Source organism: Paenibacillus sp. JNUCC 34 (assembly GCF_058269055.1).
Genome location: NZ_CM177770.1, coordinates 4,165,846 through 4,182,758 on the forward strand (window position 1 = coordinate 4,165,846; position 16,913 = coordinate 4,182,758).

The window sequence follows — 16,913 nt, forward strand, 5'->3', positions numbered from 1 at the left end:
TTCTACTGTGAAGCGGATGCATCCGCTAGTGTCCATGCTCATCTTCAGACGAAGCATTTCCCATATATATCCGGATCGTTGAACCTCGTTCCACCCGGCTTCCCGGCTTCGGTGCCTGACTAATGACCTCATTTCCGGTGCCCGATTTAGCAAGCATGAAGTTCATGTTCAGATCTTCATACAAATCCTGAACAGTTGCACCGACCAGGTTAGGTACAGTAACCGTTGGCGTTTCCCCGTACCTGTACTCCCGCGCCATCTGATCTTTCCGCTGTGGAACCTGCATGTAATGTAGCGAATCCTCCAGGATGTTCTGTACGATTGGTGCCGCTACGACGCCCCCGAATTGAATTCCCTTCGGGTTGTCTACTGCAGCATACACGACAATCTGCGGATCATCTGCTGGCGCGAAGCCGATAAAGGATACGATATGCTCGGTCGAAGAATAACGGCCGTTAATAACCTTCTGAGCGGTACCGGTTTTCCCACCAACCCGGTAACCGTCAATAAAAGCGGGACGACCCGTTCCTTTAGCAACGACGCTTTCTAGCGCCTCTCTTACTTGTTTGGACGTTTCTTCTGAGATGACCTGCCTCACTGGCTCCGGTTTAATTTCATCAACGACTTCACCGGTTTCCGGGTGAATCCACGCTTTGGCCACATGAGGCTGGTACAGATTGCCGCCATTAATGGCGGCAGAAACCGCAGCCACCTGTTGAATTGGCGTAACTGAAACCCCCTGTCCAAATGCCGTTGTAGCCAATTCTACCGGACCTACATTCGATAGTTTGAACAAGATGCCGTTTGCCTCACCAATCAGATCCACACCTGTCTTTGTGCCAAAGCCAAAATCACGTATATATTGGAAAAGGGTTTCTTTACCCAGTTTCTGACCGAGTGCCACAAACCCTGGGTTGCAGGAGTTCTGAACGACTTCCATAAACGTCTGGCTTCCGTGTCCCCCTCTCTTCCAGCAGCGAAGTCTTGCTCCGCCGACCTCAACAGCGCCGGAATCATAAAAATGATCATTTTTCAAGTTCACCTTGCCTTCTTCCAATGCTGCAGCAAGCGTAATGATTTTAAACGTTGATCCCGGCTCGTATGTCATCCAAATCGGAAGATTGCGGTTATAGATGTCCGGTTCAAATTCTTTATACTTTGCCGGGGAATATCCAGGCCGGCTGGCCATGGCCAAGATCTCGCCATTTTTAGGATTCATCGCGATGGCCCAACTGGCATTCGCTTGGTATTTGACCATAGCCTGATCCAATTCACGCTCCATAATGGATTGAATGGATTTATCAATGGTAAGCTCCAGATTCAGTCCGTCTCTAGGCTCCATATATTTCTCAGATGACCCAGGCATCAGCCGACCGCCGGCATCTGACAAATAGGAGATACTCCCATTTAGGCCTCTAAGCTTATCATCAAATTTCTTCTCGGTTCCCGTCAGACCCTGATTGTCGATACCCGTAAAGCCAAGGATATGTGCCGCGAGTCCGCCGTATGGATAGTAGCGCGTATTGTCCTCAGCAACAACGATACCCGGCAGCTTCAAATCACGAATTTCCTGAGCCAGCTCCATCGTAATTTTTCGTCCGCCGGGTTTAAGCCGTTCTACCATGGATCCCCGCTTCGTAATAATTTTCTTCACGTCAGCCTCGTTCATGCCAAGCTTTGAAGCCAATAATTTTGCTGTTTTATCCGGCTCCTTGATCTGAACTGGAATAGCCATGATGGTCGGTGTACTAATATTCGTGACTAATGCTTCACCGTTGCGGTCAAGAATTCCCCCCCGCTTGGCAGTAAACGGAATGTTACGGCGCCAGGACTCCTCCGCTTTCGCCGACAGCTCTGCACCTTCCCCGATTTGAACGTAGGCAAGCCGGACAACAAGTGCAGCGAACAGCAGAAACAGCAGCAGCAGGGCCCAGAGCAGCCTCCTCCGCTGAGATACCATAGATACTTTCAACTAAGCTTCCCTCCCCATCGAACCCGTAAGCTCATGAATTACGTTTATCACATGATTATTCGGGACAACTAGGGGTTAGAACAAGCTATTACTTACCGGAAGCTGCTTCATCCGGTTTGGCATCTCCTGCTTCATCACCGGACGAGGAGGAATCAACACCCTTGACGGTATCCTCTGCAGATTTCAGTGTCAGATAAACGATACGGCGGCCGTTCTCGGTTCCTTCCTTCTGCTCAGCAACATAGCCTTCACCTTGGACACTGACGCGCACCTTCATCAAGGTGAGAACCTCCATGGCATCCCGTAGAGATTCTCCCTTCAGATCCGGTATCTTCATCTTTGCATCATCTTCTGTCAGAAGATAGATCCGCTGACCGACTCCCATCGATGCTCCTGCTGGAGGATACTGCTTCTTTACCGAGCTTCCTTTCCCTAAGGTTTCAAAAGCAAATCCTTCGGCCAGAAGCTTCGTTTTAACCTCGCTGACCTTCATTCCCACCAAGTTAGGCGTTGTACGAACATCTGCAGCAGCCGGTTTATCCTTCTTAACCGCTTTGTCATCTGGAGATTCTGTTTTTGGAACGCCCCAGTATTTCAAAGACTGGGATACAATCTTTTTGAATACAGGCGCCGCAGCTGCCCCCCCGCCGATTTGCCCATTCGGCTCGTCAATAATGACAAGCACGGCGATTTTCGGGTCATCCACAGGAGCATATCCGATAAAGGAAGCAACTACTTTGTTTCGGTCGCTGTAATCCCCTTTTATCGCTGTTCCGGTTTTACCGGCTACGCGATAACCATCGATGTATGCTAGTCTACCGCTGCCTTGCTCCTGGTCAGCAACGACCTGCTCAAGATATTCACCGGTTTTTCTTGCCGTCTCCGGAGAGATGACCTGGCGCACAACTTCTGGCTCGATATTTGTTATCTCACCTGTATTCGGATCTTCTTTTTGTTTCACGATCTGAGGTTTCATCAGCTTGCCGCCGTTAGCTACAGCTGAAATGGCTGCAATCTGCTGAATCGGCGTAACCGAAACCGCATAGCCGTAAGGAACAGTCGAGATGTCGATATCTCTCTCCATATTCATCCGACCAATCACTTCACCAGGAAGGTCAATTCCTGTCTTTTCACTGAAACCAAATGCATTAATATAACTTTTCAGGCGCTCTTTACCGAGCATTTCATATCCGAGCTTAACAAAAGCAACGTTACTGGATCGCTTCACACCCTCAAGATATTTGATGGGTCCCCATCCCTCACGCTTTACATCCCAGTGTGTTCTGCCGCCCGCACGGATGGAGCCTGACATATAAGTTGCTTCGGGGTCGAATAAGTTCTCCTGGATTGCGCTAGCAAGTGTAACGATTTTGAAAGTCGAACCAGGCTCATATGTCGATTTAACCGCATGATTGTAAAAGTTCTTCATATCGGGAGTATTATTGAATGTATTCGGATCAAAGGTCGGCATATTCGCCATCCCTAAAATTTCCATCGTGTTCGGATCGGCAGCTATAACTGTCATGCTGAGTGGATTATATTGATCATATGCTTCACGCATAGCTTCCTGGATATAATACTGGATTGTGTCATCGATCGTCAGCTTAAAATTTTTCCCATTTATGGCGGGCTGGTAAACTTCGTCAGCCGAAGGGACCTTTACTCCCTTCTTATCACTCTGATATTTGGCAAAGCCATTAACGCCTTTCAGTTCATCGTCAAAATAATATTCAAAACCATCCTTGGCAACTCCTTGACGGTCTGTATATCCCAAAACATGAGCAGCCAAGTTGTTTCTCGGATAAAACCGCTTTTTTTCTGTTATGATTGTGATTCCGGAATCCGCAACCTTCCCCGCAGCTGTAAGCTTTCCCTCAAGCTTCTTTTTGAGATCAATGACCTGGTCCTTCTTTTCTTCATCAATTTTCCAGCCTTCATTGCGGACTTCACGGTATACATGGTATTTCCCATCTTCCTTTTTGGCAGTAACGAGCTTTCTGAGCTCATCTTCCTTTTTGCCTAACACCTTATAAAGACCTTCAACGACATCATCCTCCAGATCATTCGCTTGAATGACCCTCGGGTTTACAGCGACGGTATATGCCGGCGCATCCATGGCAAGAATATCGCCATTCCGATCCATAATTGTGCCGCGGGATGCCACAAGTGTCTCCTCACGGTCCCAGTTAGCCATGGCTTTTTCCTGCCAAAAATCATTATCAATGACCTGCAGCCAAAAAATACGTCCTATCAATACAAGAAAAAAGAGGGTAATCACTCCCCCTATTAGCAATGTACGCAGTTTAATTTTTTTAATCATCGGTCCAACCTCACTATTATTCTAGTTTTGTCCCGACGGTGCACTGGATGTATCCGATTTGCCAGATGACGAAGGAACGTGTATCGCATCGCCTTGCTCGGCTTGAACGTAGCCAAGTTCCTTTGCTTTTTGTGCAATCTCCATCTCCAGAGTCTGCTTCTGCACTTGAAGTGTATCCATGCTTTTGTTCAGCTTATGGATATCAGAGTCAGCATTCTGTATCTGACGGTTCAGATCATAAACTTTCACATGGCTCATCCCAACCCAACCCGTAACTGTGACAACAAACAATACAGACATCAGGTAGAGAAGCTTTTCTCTTTTGGGCAGTTGAGAGCGGCGCTTAATGACAGTCGTTTTCTCGAGATATTGAGATGGCTGTTGTTTCTGTGGTTGTTGCTGCTGTCTCTCTTGTACGGCCAAACTGCCGCGTGTGTAGGCCATGACTGCATTCTCCTCTTCTTGTATTTCTCAGTGCGTTATAACTTTTCCGCGATACGCAACTTGGCTGAACGTGCGCGGGGATTTTGCGCTAACTCCGATTCACTAGGAACAATTGGCTTCCGATTCACGAGCTTTAATGTTCCTTGACCTCCACCGCAAACGCACATAGGAAAATCTGGTGGACAAGTACACTTCGGAATATAACTGTTAAATATTTGTTTGCAAATCCGGTCCTCCAGGGAGTGAAAAGTGATGACGGAAACCCGTCCTCCCGGTGCAAGACATGAAATGGCTTGATGCAGTGCATCTTTAAATGCACCGAGTTCATCATTCACGGCAATTCGCAGCGCCTGAAAGCTCCGTTTCGCCGGATGACCTCCCGTCCTGCGGGCAGCGGCCGGAATTCCTTCTTTAATCATATCGACCAATTGACCTGTCGTTTGAATGGGACTATTTTCCCGCCTTTCGCAAATAACCCTAGCAATTCGCCTTGAGAATTTTTCTTCACCATATTCGTATAAAATCTTAGCGATTTCCTGTTCTGACCATTCATTCACAATTTCAGCCGCCGTAAGCTCTGCGGACTGGTCCATCCGCATATCGAGCGGTGCATCGTGATTGTAGCTGAATCCTCTCTCCCCCTCATCAAATTGCGGTGAAGACACGCCCAAATCAAACAGAATACCGTCAACATAGGAATGGCCATCCTCGTCAAGACCGACTTCGCTGCGGAGTACCTCCTCCAAATCGCGGAAATTCGTCTTGACCAGGGTAACCCTGTCTCCATATGGACTCAGAACCTCTTTTGCGTTATCCAGCGCCCAATCGTCCTGATCAAGCGCGATCAAACGGCCCCCTGAACCCAGTTTGGAAGCGATCAGCGAGCTGTGACCCGCCCCTCCCAGTGTACAGTCAACATATATACCGTCTGGTTTGATGCGCAGCCCTTCTGTCGCTTCTTCTTTAAGCACCGTGATGTGATGAAACAAGCTGCAGCCCTCCATAATTGTCTACTCATCCAACATGTTATGTAATGCGGATTAATTAAAGGTCGAAATCAAAGTCGACCAGCTTTTCAGCGATGTCATTGAATGCTTCTTCTGACTGCTGATAATACTTCTGCCATTGTTCTTTGCTCCAAATCTCCACCCGATTCGAGACGCCGATAACAACACATTCCTTATCGAGCTTCGCAAATTCCCGCAAATTGCCCGGCAAATTTACCCTTCCCTGTTTATCCCATTCGCATTCCGTCGCCCCTGAGAAAAAAAACCGGGTAAACGCACGTGCGTCCGACTTCATGAGTGGAAGGGATTTAAGCTTTTGTTCCATAATGGCCCATTCTTCAGTGGGGTATACAAAGAGACACTGGTCTAAACCGCGGGTTACAATAAAAGAGCTGCCAAGGAGATCCCTGAATTTTGCCGGGATAATGATCCTTCCCTTGTCGTCGATGCTATGCTGAAACTCTCCCATAAACATCAGGCACTCTCACTCCTTAACCCCGATTCCCCACTTTGCACCACTTTCCACCACTTTAGGATAATAGATTCGTCATCAAGAATCAAATTCCTTCAAGCAAGTTATTGTTTTTTTTAGCGACCACTTCCATTACGCGGCAAAAAAAACCTCATCTGAATTCCATCTGAATTCAAATGAGGGTTCCAAGTTATTTATAAAAAGCCTGTTACCATGCGGTTTTAATGCTGCTCCCAGCTGTTCAGATAAGATCTTTGAGTTTCACTAAGCTCGTCAATGCCTATACCAAGACTTTCTAATTTATATCGGGCCACTTGTTCATCCAATTCATAAGGCACATTGACAACGCGATTGCCGATACTTTGATAATGATCGTTAACGTATTTCAGCGAAAGTGCCTGCAGCGCAAAGGTCATGTCCATAATTTCAGCTGGATGTCCGTCACCTGCCGCAAGGTTCACAAGACGTCCTTCCGCGAGCAGATAAATCTTGCGTCCGTCTTTCAAGTGGTATTCTTCGATATTGCGACGAACGGTGCGAACAGATTGCGCGCGCGAAGCCAGATCTGGCTTGTTCACTTCTACATCGAAGTGACCGGCATTGGACAAAATCGCCCCGTCTTTCATCACATCATAATGCTCGCCGCTAATCACATCGCGGTTCCCAGTAACCGTCACAAAGAAATCGCCGTGCTTGGCTGCTTCACCCATCGGCATTACACGGAAACCGTCCATATAGGCTTCCACCGCTTTAATGGCATCAACCTCGGTAACAATGACGTTTGCACCCAATCCCTTGGCTCGCATCGCTACCCCTTTACCACACCATCCGTAGCCAACAACAACTACTGTTTTGCCCGCTACGACAAGGTTAGTCGTCCGGTTAATTCCATCCCATACAGACTGTCCGGTACCGTAACGGTTATCGAACAGGTACTTGCAATACGCATCATTCACAGCAACCATTGGGAATTTCAGAGCATCTTCTTTTTCGAGCGACTTCAGACGAAGAATTCCGGTTGTCGTCTCCTCAGCTCCTCCGCGTATGCCCTGAAGCAGATCAGGACGTTCCGCATGGAGAATCGTTACAAGATCACCACCGTCATCGATCAGGAGATCTGGCTTGCTTTCCAGTGCCCGGACGAGCAGTTCCTTGTACTCCTCGGCCTCCGGGTTGTACTTGGCAAAAACGGTTATCCCATCCTCCACCAAAGCCGCACATACATCATCCTGTGTAGACAGCGGATTGCTTCCTGTAATCGTAACCTCGGCGCCACCGGCTTGAACAACTTTAGCGAGATAAGCGGTTTTTGCTTCGAGATGCAATGAGATCGCAACCTTCAGACCTTTGAACGGCTGTTCCTCTTCAAATTGCTTGCGAACCCGGTTCAGCACAGGCATATGCGCTTCTACCCAATCGATTTTCAGATGTCCCTCTGGCGCCAATTTCAAATCCTTGATTACGCTATTCTGAATTGATGATGAACTCATAATACAGCCTCCCTATATATGAATTATGCAGTACTATAACATATCCAAGCTCCAGGCTTAAGCCTGTGCGGGAAAATGAATCAAAGATATACGGCCCGGTGAGCACCGGAATCGTCATAAGGTATGCCCATAAGGTCATCCAGTAGTGACATTCCGTATCGGTTTAAATAGTAAAAGATGTTATATACTCTCTCCTGCAGGCGGCCCATAGGAACAATGGAATGACTCAGCAGCTCCCATTGCCTTAGTGAAGCACTATGCTGCTGTTCCAACGCCTCCTTTGTTTTGTTCAGAAGAAAATCCATCTGAGCCAGTATTCTATCTTTATTGCTCTGTCCTAATTTTGTCAGTCCCGGTTGTACACTGTTTAAGTCCTGTAACAAAGGCTCATAAAGCTGGTTGAAAGACTCCTTTGTCTCCCGGAAGCGCTGGTTCAAGTCGAGCCCGTTTTGACCCGACAGCCATTCTTGACGCTTATCCTCAAGATTTACATATATATCCTGAAACGTCAATTTATATTTTTCCATATACTTCTGGGAAGTATTTTCGATAAGAGTAAAAGACATCCGTGGCAAGATCAGCGGCATTTCAAGCCCCATCTCTGCAAAAGCATACCTTGTGATGGCCCAATAGGAAATTTCACCTTGTCCTAATACCGTTCCAAGTACAGGCAGCAGAGAATCCTGCATAAGCGGCCGCGTAAGCACGTTGTTGCTGAATCGCTCCGGATGCTCCACCAATTCTGCGAGCAGCTCGGCTTCCGTCATAGAGACGAAACCTCTTCTATCTGCAAAAACTCCGTTTTCTCTAAATAGAAGAAGCCGCTTATTATCAAACAGGTAGAACAAGTTCGCACCGTTCACAGGAACATCCGCCTGTAGCTCATAGCCAAGGCCTGTTATGTCACGAGACGCTAACTGGTACGATTGACCTAGAGATTCATTTTGTCTGATTAGTCTTTCGAAGATGGGAGCTTCTAGGGACCTAAGACATGGATCGGCGGAATCCAAAAGAACCAGACCATACTTACCAAACAGCGTTCCCATAAGCTTGGCGAATGCGTCGCTAAGCCCGTTAGAAGTCTCTGCGGACTGACGAAGTAAATTCATTATTTCCGGTTTGAATTCACTGTCCTGAAGCAAGTGCTGAAGCTCATCCAACGCCTGCTTCCATTGCCCCTCCTCAACCGGGGTGGAGCTTACAGACGTTCGAGACCCTTCGTCGCCATCTATTTTAATCTTGGTCACCTCAAGATCTGCTGACAAAACGTACGTATGATTTACTTCATCCCAGTCGTGGTCTTCCCCAGCAATCCAAAATACAGGAATAACTGGCCGTCCCAATCTTTTCTCAGCCTCCCGGGCTGCTTGAACGATGGTAATCGCCTTATGCACAACAAGCATAGGTCCGGTAAACAGACCACTCTGCTGTCCACCGGTAATGACCAAGGTACCATCCTGCTCTAATAAATCGAGAGATTTATGTACCGCATCATGCTGATTATATTTTTCATTATATGACCGAAGACTGGCAACCAGTGCTTTGCGGCTGATTCGTTTCTCCTCTGTATGATCCAGCCATTGTACACGCTGCTCCCAGCTGCGTTCATCACGATGATTGCCACCATAAAAACCGCTCACTTGCTCGAAGTGACCAATGTAATCCTGTGCCAGAAGCGATCCGCTGGATAATGGCTCCGGAACTATATTCATGAGGTATGCCTCCTATTCTGCTTCAACCTAACCGGTCAACTTACTTTATTAAAGCCCTTATTGATTGTACCGAAAATTGATGTTCTCCGTCAAAGGAAAAAGAGAGGAGCTGTCTTAAAAGGTGCGTTGAATTGGGCCGCTCCCATTGGTCAAATGGAAGTAGACACAAAAACAACCAGGCCACCCAAAGATATAATCCTCAAGTGCCTGGTTTTTTTCTGAAAGATGTCCCTGTTATAATTCTGAAAATCTACTTTTAGGACACCCCACAATACATATTTACTTCCTTAAGCGTAGGCTTTGGCAACCCAATGGCCTTTAGAAACTTCCACTAATTCGGAATCTTTTTCATCAAGGACAACGGTACCGTCTTCACCTTTGGCTGCTGAAATCGGTCCTTGCATATCATTTTCCATGATCAGGCGCTTCTTGTTGGCTTCGATCTCCGGATCGGGAATCGGGATTGCCGACAGCAGCGTCTTCGTATATGGATGAATCGGATTCGCATATAACTCTTCACTATCTGCAAGCTCCACCATCTTACCAAGATACATAACAGCTACGCGATCACTGATATGCTTAACCATAGACAGATCATGCGCAATAAAGAGATACGTCAGACCAAGGCGGTCCTGCAAATCTTGGAGCAGATTGACAACCTGCGCTTGAATTGACACATCCAGTGCCGAAATCGGCTCGTCACAAATAATAAACTTTGGATTTACCGCAAGCGCGCGCGCAATACCGATCCGCTGACGCTGACCACCCGAGAATTCATGCGGATACCGCGTAGCATGGTCGCTGTTTAAGCCAACCATATCCAGCAGCTCCTCAACACGTTTTTTCCGTTCAGCACGGCTACCGGCCATACCGTGGATATCTAGCGCTTCCCCGATAATGTCAGTGACAGTAAAACGTGGATTCAATGAGGCGTATGGATCCTGAAATATCATCTGCATATCACGGCGCATCGCCTTCATTTTTTTCGGCGGCAGCTTGTAAATATCTGTTCCATTGAACGTTACGCTTCCGGCAGTAGGTTCATACAGTCGGAGGATTGTCCGCCCTGCAGTTGATTTACCACAACCAGATTCGCCTACCATACCGAGGGTTTCACCTTCACGGATGTAGAAGTTGAGATTGTCCACCGCTTTTAGGATATTGCCTTTTCCGACATTAAAATATTTTTTCAATCCATTTACTTCAATTAGGTTGTTGCTCTTCATGATGACTGAGCCTCCCCTGCCATTGGATGAAGGTTCCAGCAGCGCGCCACATGCGTATCGCTGAACTCTGTTGTACCCGGACTAATTCGTTCGCAAATTCTCATCGCTTCATCACAGCGGGCGCAGAACGCACAGCCCGCCGGAGGTTTAATAAGATCGGGAGGTGTACCGATAATCGGGATGAGCGGCTCATCCTTCTTCTGGTCCAAACGCGGCATGGAGCGAAGTAGTCCCTTAGTGTAAGGATGCTTAGGATTTTTGAAAATCTCCCACTTCGTTCCTGTCTCTACGACCTCTCCAGCGTACATAACGATAACCCGATCACACATACCGGCTACAACACCAAGGTCATGCGTGATCAGAATGATGGATGTGCCCAAACGCTCCTGCATGTCTTTCATGACATCCATAATTTGAGCCTGGATCGTTACGTCAAGTGCGGTTGTTGGCTCGTCCGCAATTAGCAGTGAAGGATTGCATGCAAGCGCAATCGCGATCATGGCACGCTGACGCATACCACCGGAAAACTCATGCGGATATTGGCTGAAACGTTCTTCTGCGTTTTTTATACCAACAAGCTTGAGCATTTCAATAGCTTGATTTTTCGCTTCGCTCGCAGACATGTTTTGATGTTTAACAAGCACCTCGGTAATTTGCTTACCTATTTTAATCGTAGGATTCAGGGAAGTCATCGGATCTTGGAATATCATTCCGATATCTTTACCACGAATCGCTTCCATTTGTTTATTACTTTTCTTGAGAAGGTCTTGACCTTGAAAAATGACCTCTCCTTTTTTAATTTCTGATGGCGGGGACGGAATCAGACGCATGATTGTCTGGGCGGTAACACTTTTACCGCTGCCGGATTCACCAACAATAGCAACCGTCTCCCCTTTGCCAACTTCAAAATTCATACCGCGAACAGCTTTAACTTCACCGCCGCGTACACGGAACGAAACGTTGAGGTCTTTAACCTGCAAAATTGGTTCCATACCTTCCCACCTCCTATTTCTTCAGTTTCGGATCGAGTGCGTCACGCAGGCCATCACCGAAAATGTTAAATGCGAGCATCGTCAAGCTGATAAAGAGGGCTGGGAACAGCATCCGCCAAGGATAGTACATCCAGCCGGACAAAGCATCGTTAATCATGGAGCCCCATGAAGCGACCGGCGCTTGGACACCCAAGCCAAGGAAGCTTAGGAAAGCCTCAGCAAAGATCGCATTCGGTACGGACAGAGTCAACGTAACGATAATGGGACCAAGTGCGTTAGGAATTAAATGACGGAACAACAGCCTTGGAGCGCCAGCACCCATAGAACGTGAGGCCAGCACATACTCCCTACTCTTCAGCTGCATAATTTCTCCCCGCACAATCCATGACATGTTAATCCAACCGGTAATCGTTAAGGCAAGTATGATCGTACCTAAACTTGGTTCAAATACGACCAGTAGCAAAATTGTAACCAAGAGATAAGGTATCGAGTACAAAATCTCTGCGAATTTATTCATGAACTCATCGACACGACCGCCGAAATAACCCATTACGCCGCCGTAAATGACACCAATCATAAGGTCAATTGCGGCCGCCGCAAGTCCGACGATCAAAGAGATACGTGCGCCCATCCACGTACGGACAAACATATCACGTCCCAAATCGTCGGTGCCGAACCAGTGCTCCGAAGAAGGAGGCATATTCGTATTCATGAGATCATTTGTTTCATAATCAAAATTCGAGATCATCGGGCCGATGATGGCCATAATAGTGATCAATATCATAATAATTAAACCGGTCATGGCGAGCTTGTTCTTGCGCAATCGTTCCCATGAGTCACGCCAAGCCGATAAGCTTTCTCGCTGAATGACTTCGGATTGCTTCTCATCTATGCCAATCTTTTGGAAATCTTCAGGCTTCAGGTTTTGTACCGCGGGATTCGGTATCGTCTGTTCTGTCGTCATGATGTTAGCCCTCCTTCCCGCCACTCAGTTTAATACGCGGATCTATGAGTACATAGGCAATATCCGTCAAGAAACGAGCAAGCATCAACAAGATTCCGTAAAAAATCGTAATCCCCATGATTACTGTATAATCGCGGTTTGTAATACTATTCACAAACTGTTTGCCGATACCGCCGATACCAAAGATTTGTTCAATAACAACCGAGCCGGTAATAACGTTTGCCGTCATTGGACCAACATAGGTTACGACTGGCAGAATACCGTTACGAATGACGTGACGGAACATAATAGCAAACCAGTTTAAGCCTTTTGCTTTAGCGGTTTTAATATAGTCTGAATGCAATACTTCAAGCATGCTTGAACGGGTCAAGCGTGCGATAAATGCAATCGGTTGGGCAGACAATGCCATTACCGGAAGAACATAATCTAGCGGGCCGTCAAAGCCCATAACGTTAAACAGTCCTGCCTTTTCAGCCAAAACATATTGAAGCAAGGAAGCCAGTACGAAGCTCGGCACCGCAATACCCAATACGGAAACAATCATCGCAACGTTATCGATCAGTTTGCGGTGATATAGAGCTGCCAGCATACCTAACAGTACGCCAACAATGACAGAAACAACAATCGCTATTAGACCTAGTTTCAAGGATGGAGCGAATGTTTCTGTAATGATATCGGTAACGCTTTGGTTTTGCTGTTTCATGGACAGTCCAAAGTCACCCTGCACTATATTTCCCAAGTATTTCGTGTACTGCTGAAAAATCGGTTTATCCAAATCATACTGTTCCATCAGCCTCGCCAATATTTCAGGCGAAGGCTTTTTTTCTCCCATAAACGGATCTCCCGGTATGGCTTTCATGAGAAAAAAAGTGGCTGAGATCAGTATGAATAACGATACAAGCATGTAAAAAAACTTATTCGCTACATACCTCAGCATCCCGCATCCCCCTAGTTGATAGTTGTTCTATGCCAAGTCTAGTTCTATTGTAAACAACACTAGAACGAATAATCAATTCTATAAGTTCCACCAAACAAAACAAGATTTGGAAATATTCGATCAATACAAAAAATCGGGATATATATGAGGCGTATCCCCACATATATATCCCGAGCAGTAGTCTTTCTTACAAAGTTCTACGAATGGCTACTCAATGTATGCACGTGTGAAATCAATATCACCTTTGTAATCAAGAGTAAGACCTTTGACCCAAGGTTTAACCAACGATACGCTGGAATAGTAGAACAACGGCAAAACTACTTGATTATCCTGAACCAGAATTTTTTCAGCATCTGCCATCATTTCCATGCGCTTTGCATTGTCGCTTGAACTGTAAGCTTCTTTTACAAGCTTGTCATACTCTTCGTTTTTAAATCCGCTGTCATTGTTACCGCTCTTCGATGTCCACATATCAATGTATGTCATAGGATCGTTATAGTCTGCACCCCAACCTGAACGAGCGACTTGAAAATCGAGATTTTGACGATTTTTCAAGAACACGCCCCACTCTTGGTTTTGGACCTTAACTTCTACACCAAGATTTTTCTTCCACATATCGGAAACTGCAAGTGCAATCTTCTTATGGCGATCATCGGAGTTATGGATCAGCGTAACTTCAGGCAGTGTAGTATAGCCTTCTTCCTGCATACCTTGAGCAAGCAGTTTTTTGGCTTCATCCAGATTTTCTTCGAAATACGTATCAGGTACTTCTGTACGATACTCTTCTTTTTCACCTTGGATACCCGGTGGAACAAAACCGAAAGCCGGGATTTCTCCAGCCATTGTGATCTTCTCAGTAATCGCTTTGCGATCTAATGCCATCGAGAAAGCTTTACGTATGTTCACGTTATCAAAAGGCTTTGCAGTCGTGTTGAAAACATAAAAATACGTAGAGGAGATACCTTTAATATTCAGCTCTTCTGGAAGCTCTTTCTTCACAGCGTTCAGCTGGTCGGTAGGAATACTACCTGTTGGCTGTCCTGCATAGTCCAGCTCATTATTCCGGTAACTTGAAAGTTCTGTAGCAGAGCTATTTACAATGCTCATTACTACTTTTTCCAATTTAACGGAACTGTTATCCCAATACTGATCGTTTTTGACCAGTTCAATTTTTTGTCCCTTGGTCATCTTAGACATTTTGAAAGGGCCGTTACCAATCAACGTTTCCGCTTTCGTTGCCCATTTATCATTATCCTTCGCAGATGAATGAATTGGGTAATACGTTTGGAAAGACATCAGATTTAGAAAGTACGGAGTAGGATTTTCAAGCGTAACTTCGAGAGTATGGTCGTCAGTTGCTTTAATGCCTACTTCATTAGCGTCTTTAATGTCGCCAAGGTTGTATGCTTCTGCATTTTTAATGTAATACAGTTGGTATACATACGGAGGAGCAGGTGTGAACTCTGGATCCAATACACGTTTCCATGCGAATTCAAAGTCTTTCGCGGTTACAGCATCGCCGTTACTCCACTTAGCGTCTTTGCGTAGTGTGAAGACATATTTCAGACCGTCTTCAGAAATTTCCCATGACTCAGCTACGGCAGGTACGGGTTCACCGTCAGTACCTTTACGAGTGAGACCTTCGAACACAGCGTTAATAACCGTGTTGGACGCATTGTCTTGAGATTGTCCCGGATCCAATGTAGGAGGCTCGGAAGCGAAATTCATACGGAAAACTTGCTCTCTAGGTTTTCCGTTGTCACCGTTGGCGCTCTGGTCATCGTTCTTGTTGTTGGATCCGCATCCGGCCAACACCGTACCGATGGCAAGAATCAGCGTCAAGAGTAGTAAAAGGCTTTTGTGTTTCTTCATCTTGCAGTTTCCCCCTCATAGATTTTAGGTATATGCTTACCGATTATACAACCAGTGGTCAAAAAAATCTATTAAAAGCCCCCCAGAAATATCTCCCTGCGAGGCGTTTGACACATGATTGTAAAAGTTTTCTCATGATACTATTCCCTTACATGACTTTAAATATGTTAAGGACCAATCCAAAAAAAGTAAAAATTATGTAACTTATACTCATCGTTACAAATGCTAAACGCCAAACGGCACGCAGCAATCGCTTTCCGTCAACCTGCCCCTTCCAACGGTTTTGAGCCCCTCCGATCAATCCCGCCGTTATCAGGAGCAGAAGAAGAATTAAGTAAAACCCGAATTTGGTTTGGAACAAGATATTAAACAGAGCGGATACGGAGATTAATAAAAACACAGTAGTTACATCCATTGCAAGTCTTATCGCCTGTTTCTTGTCTTTCTTGCGCAGAGAAACGATAAAGTAAACCAGAATGAAAGGTATGACGGGTACAACACTCAAAAAAATGAGAAGATCCATTCTCACGCCTCCTAAACATGAATACCTTCTATCAGCCGCCATATAAGACGGTGGACCGGTGTGGATACACCAACACGTTCCGCCATACGGACTATACTTCCGTTTATCGATGAAACTTCTGTCGTACGTCCTTCCAAGACATCCTTGAGCATCGAGGACGTGTTACCCGAAGTGGCTTGACATACTTGAAGTATTTGCTCCCACAGGTCGGTCTCCCAGGGTATGCTGCAAGCCGAATATACAGCAATACCTTCTTCATAAAGCTCCCTCATCAGACGCATACGATCCTCAGATTTCATAAGCTCCCCGTTCGGAATCCTCCATAAGGCGGTCAACGGATTGATCACGGCATTCATCAACAATTTCCGATAGATCATGGTATCCAATTCTTTCGACAAAAAAACTTCAAATCCTGCTCTTTTCAGCTGAACAGCGAGCGCTTTTTCAGATTGGGTTCCCTCAGAAGGATCTGCCTTCTCATCATCCGAAAAAGAAGCCCCGGCTTGTCCAACCCAGGTTGACCCCTGTCCGGCATGTATAACTTCCGAAGGTCCACTTCGCTTTGCACCTTCAGTCGTCACTGCGGCATACAACGTCCAGGCAGGCAGCTGTCGTCTTAACCTTTCCATGTGACCGGTGCCGTTCTGAAAACAAAGGAGTCTCCGGTGTTTCGATGAATAAGGAGAAAATAGTTCTTCAACTACTTTGGTTATTACCGTCTGTTTGACCATCAGAAATATATAATCATCTTCATCCGCCCCTCCAAGCTCATGATATTTTGAGATTGGCTCTGTCTGGAAAGATTCAGACGGAACATGAATTGAATCTTGCTCCCTTAAAACCGTAATTCCGTTTGAGCGCAGCTGCTCAGCCTGCTCCTTGGTGCGGCACCAAAAAGTTACATCCGCTCCGCTGGCAGCAAGTCTGCCTCCGTATAACAACCCCAATGAACCTGCGCCAATAATATGAATGGTCATTTGTT

14 protein-coding genes are annotated in these 16,913 nt (G+C 46.2%); all 14 read right to left on the reverse strand.

Annotation, left to right across the window (positions count from 1 at the left end):
- Window positions 1-25: 25 nt before the first annotated feature.
- The 14 genes from AC2TF5_RS19605 to AC2TF5_RS19670 all read right to left on the reverse strand — a co-directional run bounded on the left by AC2TF5_RS19605 (window position 26) and on the right by AC2TF5_RS19670 (window position 16,908).
- Complete coding sequence (locus AC2TF5_RS19605; protein ID WP_491298836.1) at window positions 26-1,972, reverse strand: stage V sporulation protein D; 1,947 nt, start codon at window positions 1,970-1,972, stop codon at window positions 26-28.
- 88 nt (window positions 1,973-2,060) lie between these two features.
- Complete coding sequence (locus AC2TF5_RS19610; RefSeq protein WP_491298837.1) at window positions 2,061-4,292, reverse strand: penicillin-binding transpeptidase domain-containing protein; 2,232 nt, start codon at window positions 4,290-4,292, stop codon at window positions 2,061-2,063.
- Window positions 4,293-4,313: 21 nt separating this feature from the next.
- Window positions 4,314-4,736 carry a cell division protein FtsL gene (locus tag AC2TF5_RS19615; protein WP_491298838.1) on the reverse strand — a complete coding sequence of 141 codons (423 nt, stop codon included), beginning with the start codon at window positions 4,734-4,736 and terminating at the stop codon, window positions 4,314-4,316.
- A gap of 35 nt (window positions 4,737-4,771) precedes the next feature.
- On the reverse strand, window positions 4,772-5,725 hold the full coding sequence (rsmH, locus tag AC2TF5_RS19620) for a 16S rRNA (cytosine(1402)-N(4))-methyltransferase RsmH (protein WP_491298839.1): 954 nt from the start codon (window positions 5,723-5,725) through the stop codon (window positions 4,772-4,774).
- Window positions 5,726-5,780: 55 nt separating this feature from the next.
- Window positions 5,781-6,218: a division/cell wall cluster transcriptional repressor MraZ gene (gene mraZ, locus AC2TF5_RS19625; protein WP_422660368.1), complete on the reverse strand. Its 438-nt coding sequence runs from the start codon at window positions 6,216-6,218 to the stop codon at window positions 5,781-5,783.
- Between the two features lie 218 nt (window positions 6,219-6,436).
- Entirely contained in the window at window positions 6,437-7,705 is a 1,269-nt protein-coding gene (locus AC2TF5_RS19630; protein ID WP_491298840.1) for an adenosylhomocysteinase, read from the reverse strand.
- Window positions 7,706-7,785: 80 nt separating this feature from the next.
- On the reverse strand, window positions 7,786-9,417 hold the full coding sequence (gene bshC, locus AC2TF5_RS19635; RefSeq protein WP_491298841.1) for a bacillithiol biosynthesis cysteine-adding enzyme BshC: 1,632 nt from the start codon (window positions 9,415-9,417) through the stop codon (window positions 7,786-7,788).
- Window positions 9,418-9,704: 287 nt separating this feature from the next.
- Complete coding sequence (locus tag AC2TF5_RS19640; protein ID WP_491298842.1) at window positions 9,705-10,643, reverse strand: ABC transporter ATP-binding protein; 939 nt, start codon at window positions 10,641-10,643, stop codon at window positions 9,705-9,707.
- Window positions 10,640-11,635, reverse strand: coding sequence for an ABC transporter ATP-binding protein (locus tag AC2TF5_RS19645; RefSeq protein WP_491298843.1), 996 nt, complete (start codon window positions 11,633-11,635; stop codon window positions 10,640-10,642). Before AC2TF5_RS19645 ends, AC2TF5_RS19640 begins: the two co-directional genes overlap by 4 nt.
- A 13-nt stretch (window positions 11,636-11,648) precedes the next feature.
- Entirely contained in the window at window positions 11,649-12,599 is a 951-nt protein-coding gene (locus AC2TF5_RS19650) for an ABC transporter permease (protein WP_491298844.1), read from the reverse strand.
- A gap of 4 nt (window positions 12,600-12,603) precedes the next feature.
- Entirely contained in the window at window positions 12,604-13,536 is a 933-nt protein-coding gene (locus tag AC2TF5_RS19655; protein ID WP_491298845.1) for an ABC transporter permease, read from the reverse strand.
- A 207-nt stretch (window positions 13,537-13,743) separates the two neighbouring features.
- The gene (locus AC2TF5_RS19660; RefSeq protein WP_491298846.1) at window positions 13,744-15,408 is read right to left on the reverse strand and encodes a peptide ABC transporter substrate-binding protein; all 1,665 of its coding nucleotides are present in this window, start codon (window positions 15,406-15,408) and stop codon (window positions 13,744-13,746) included.
- A gap of 148 nt (window positions 15,409-15,556) precedes the next feature.
- The gene (locus AC2TF5_RS19665; protein ID WP_491298847.1) at window positions 15,557-15,931 is read right to left on the reverse strand and encodes a DUF3397 domain-containing protein; all 375 of its coding nucleotides are present in this window, start codon (window positions 15,929-15,931) and stop codon (window positions 15,557-15,559) included.
- An 11-nt stretch (window positions 15,932-15,942) separates the two neighbouring features.
- A complete protein-coding gene (locus AC2TF5_RS19670; protein ID WP_491298848.1) occupies window positions 15,943-16,908 on the reverse strand; it encodes a ketopantoate reductase family protein in 966 nt (321 codons plus the stop codon).
- Window positions 16,909-16,913 lie beyond the last annotated feature (5 nt).

Excerpts from the sequence above, each read along its gene's own strand:
- bshC (WP_491298841.1), bottom strand. The coding sequence starts at position 9,417 with ATGAATATAGTTCCGGAGCCATTATCCAGCGGATCGCTTCTGGCACAG.
- mraZ (WP_422660368.1), bottom strand. The coding sequence starts at position 6,218 with ATGTTTATGGGAGAGTTTCAGCATAGCATCGACGACAAGGGAAGGATC.
- AC2TF5_RS19615 (WP_491298838.1), bottom strand. The coding sequence starts at position 4,736 with ATGGCCTACACACGCGGCAGTTTGGCCGTACAAGAGAGACAGCAGCAA.
- AC2TF5_RS19645 (WP_491298843.1), bottom strand. The coding sequence starts at position 11,635 with ATGGAACCAATTTTGCAGGTTAAAGACCTCAACGTTTCGTTCCGTGTA.
- AC2TF5_RS19665 (WP_491298847.1), bottom strand. The coding sequence starts at position 15,931 with ATGGATCTTCTCATTTTTTTGAGTGTTGTACCCGTCATACCTTTCATT.
- AC2TF5_RS19640 (WP_491298842.1), bottom strand. The coding sequence starts at position 10,643 with ATGAAGAGCAACAACCTAATTGAAGTAAATGGATTGAAAAAATATTTT.
- AC2TF5_RS19655 (WP_491298845.1), bottom strand. The coding sequence starts at position 13,536 with ATGCTGAGGTATGTAGCGAATAAGTTTTTTTACATGCTTGTATCGTTA.
- AC2TF5_RS19610 (WP_491298837.1), bottom strand. The coding sequence starts at position 4,292 with ATGATTAAAAAAATTAAACTGCGTACATTGCTAATAGGGGGAGTGATT.
- AC2TF5_RS19670 (WP_491298848.1), bottom strand. The coding sequence starts at position 16,908 with ATGACCATTCATATTATTGGCGCAGGTTCATTGGGGTTGTTATACGGA.
- AC2TF5_RS19650 (WP_491298844.1), bottom strand. The coding sequence starts at position 12,599 with ATGACGACAGAACAGACGATACCGAATCCCGCGGTACAAAACCTGAAG.
- AC2TF5_RS19630 (WP_491298840.1), bottom strand. The coding sequence starts at position 7,705 with ATGAGTTCATCATCAATTCAGAATAGCGTAATCAAGGATTTGAAATTG.
- AC2TF5_RS19660 (WP_491298846.1), bottom strand. The coding sequence starts at position 15,408 with ATGAAGAAACACAAAAGCCTTTTACTACTCTTGACGCTGATTCTTGCC.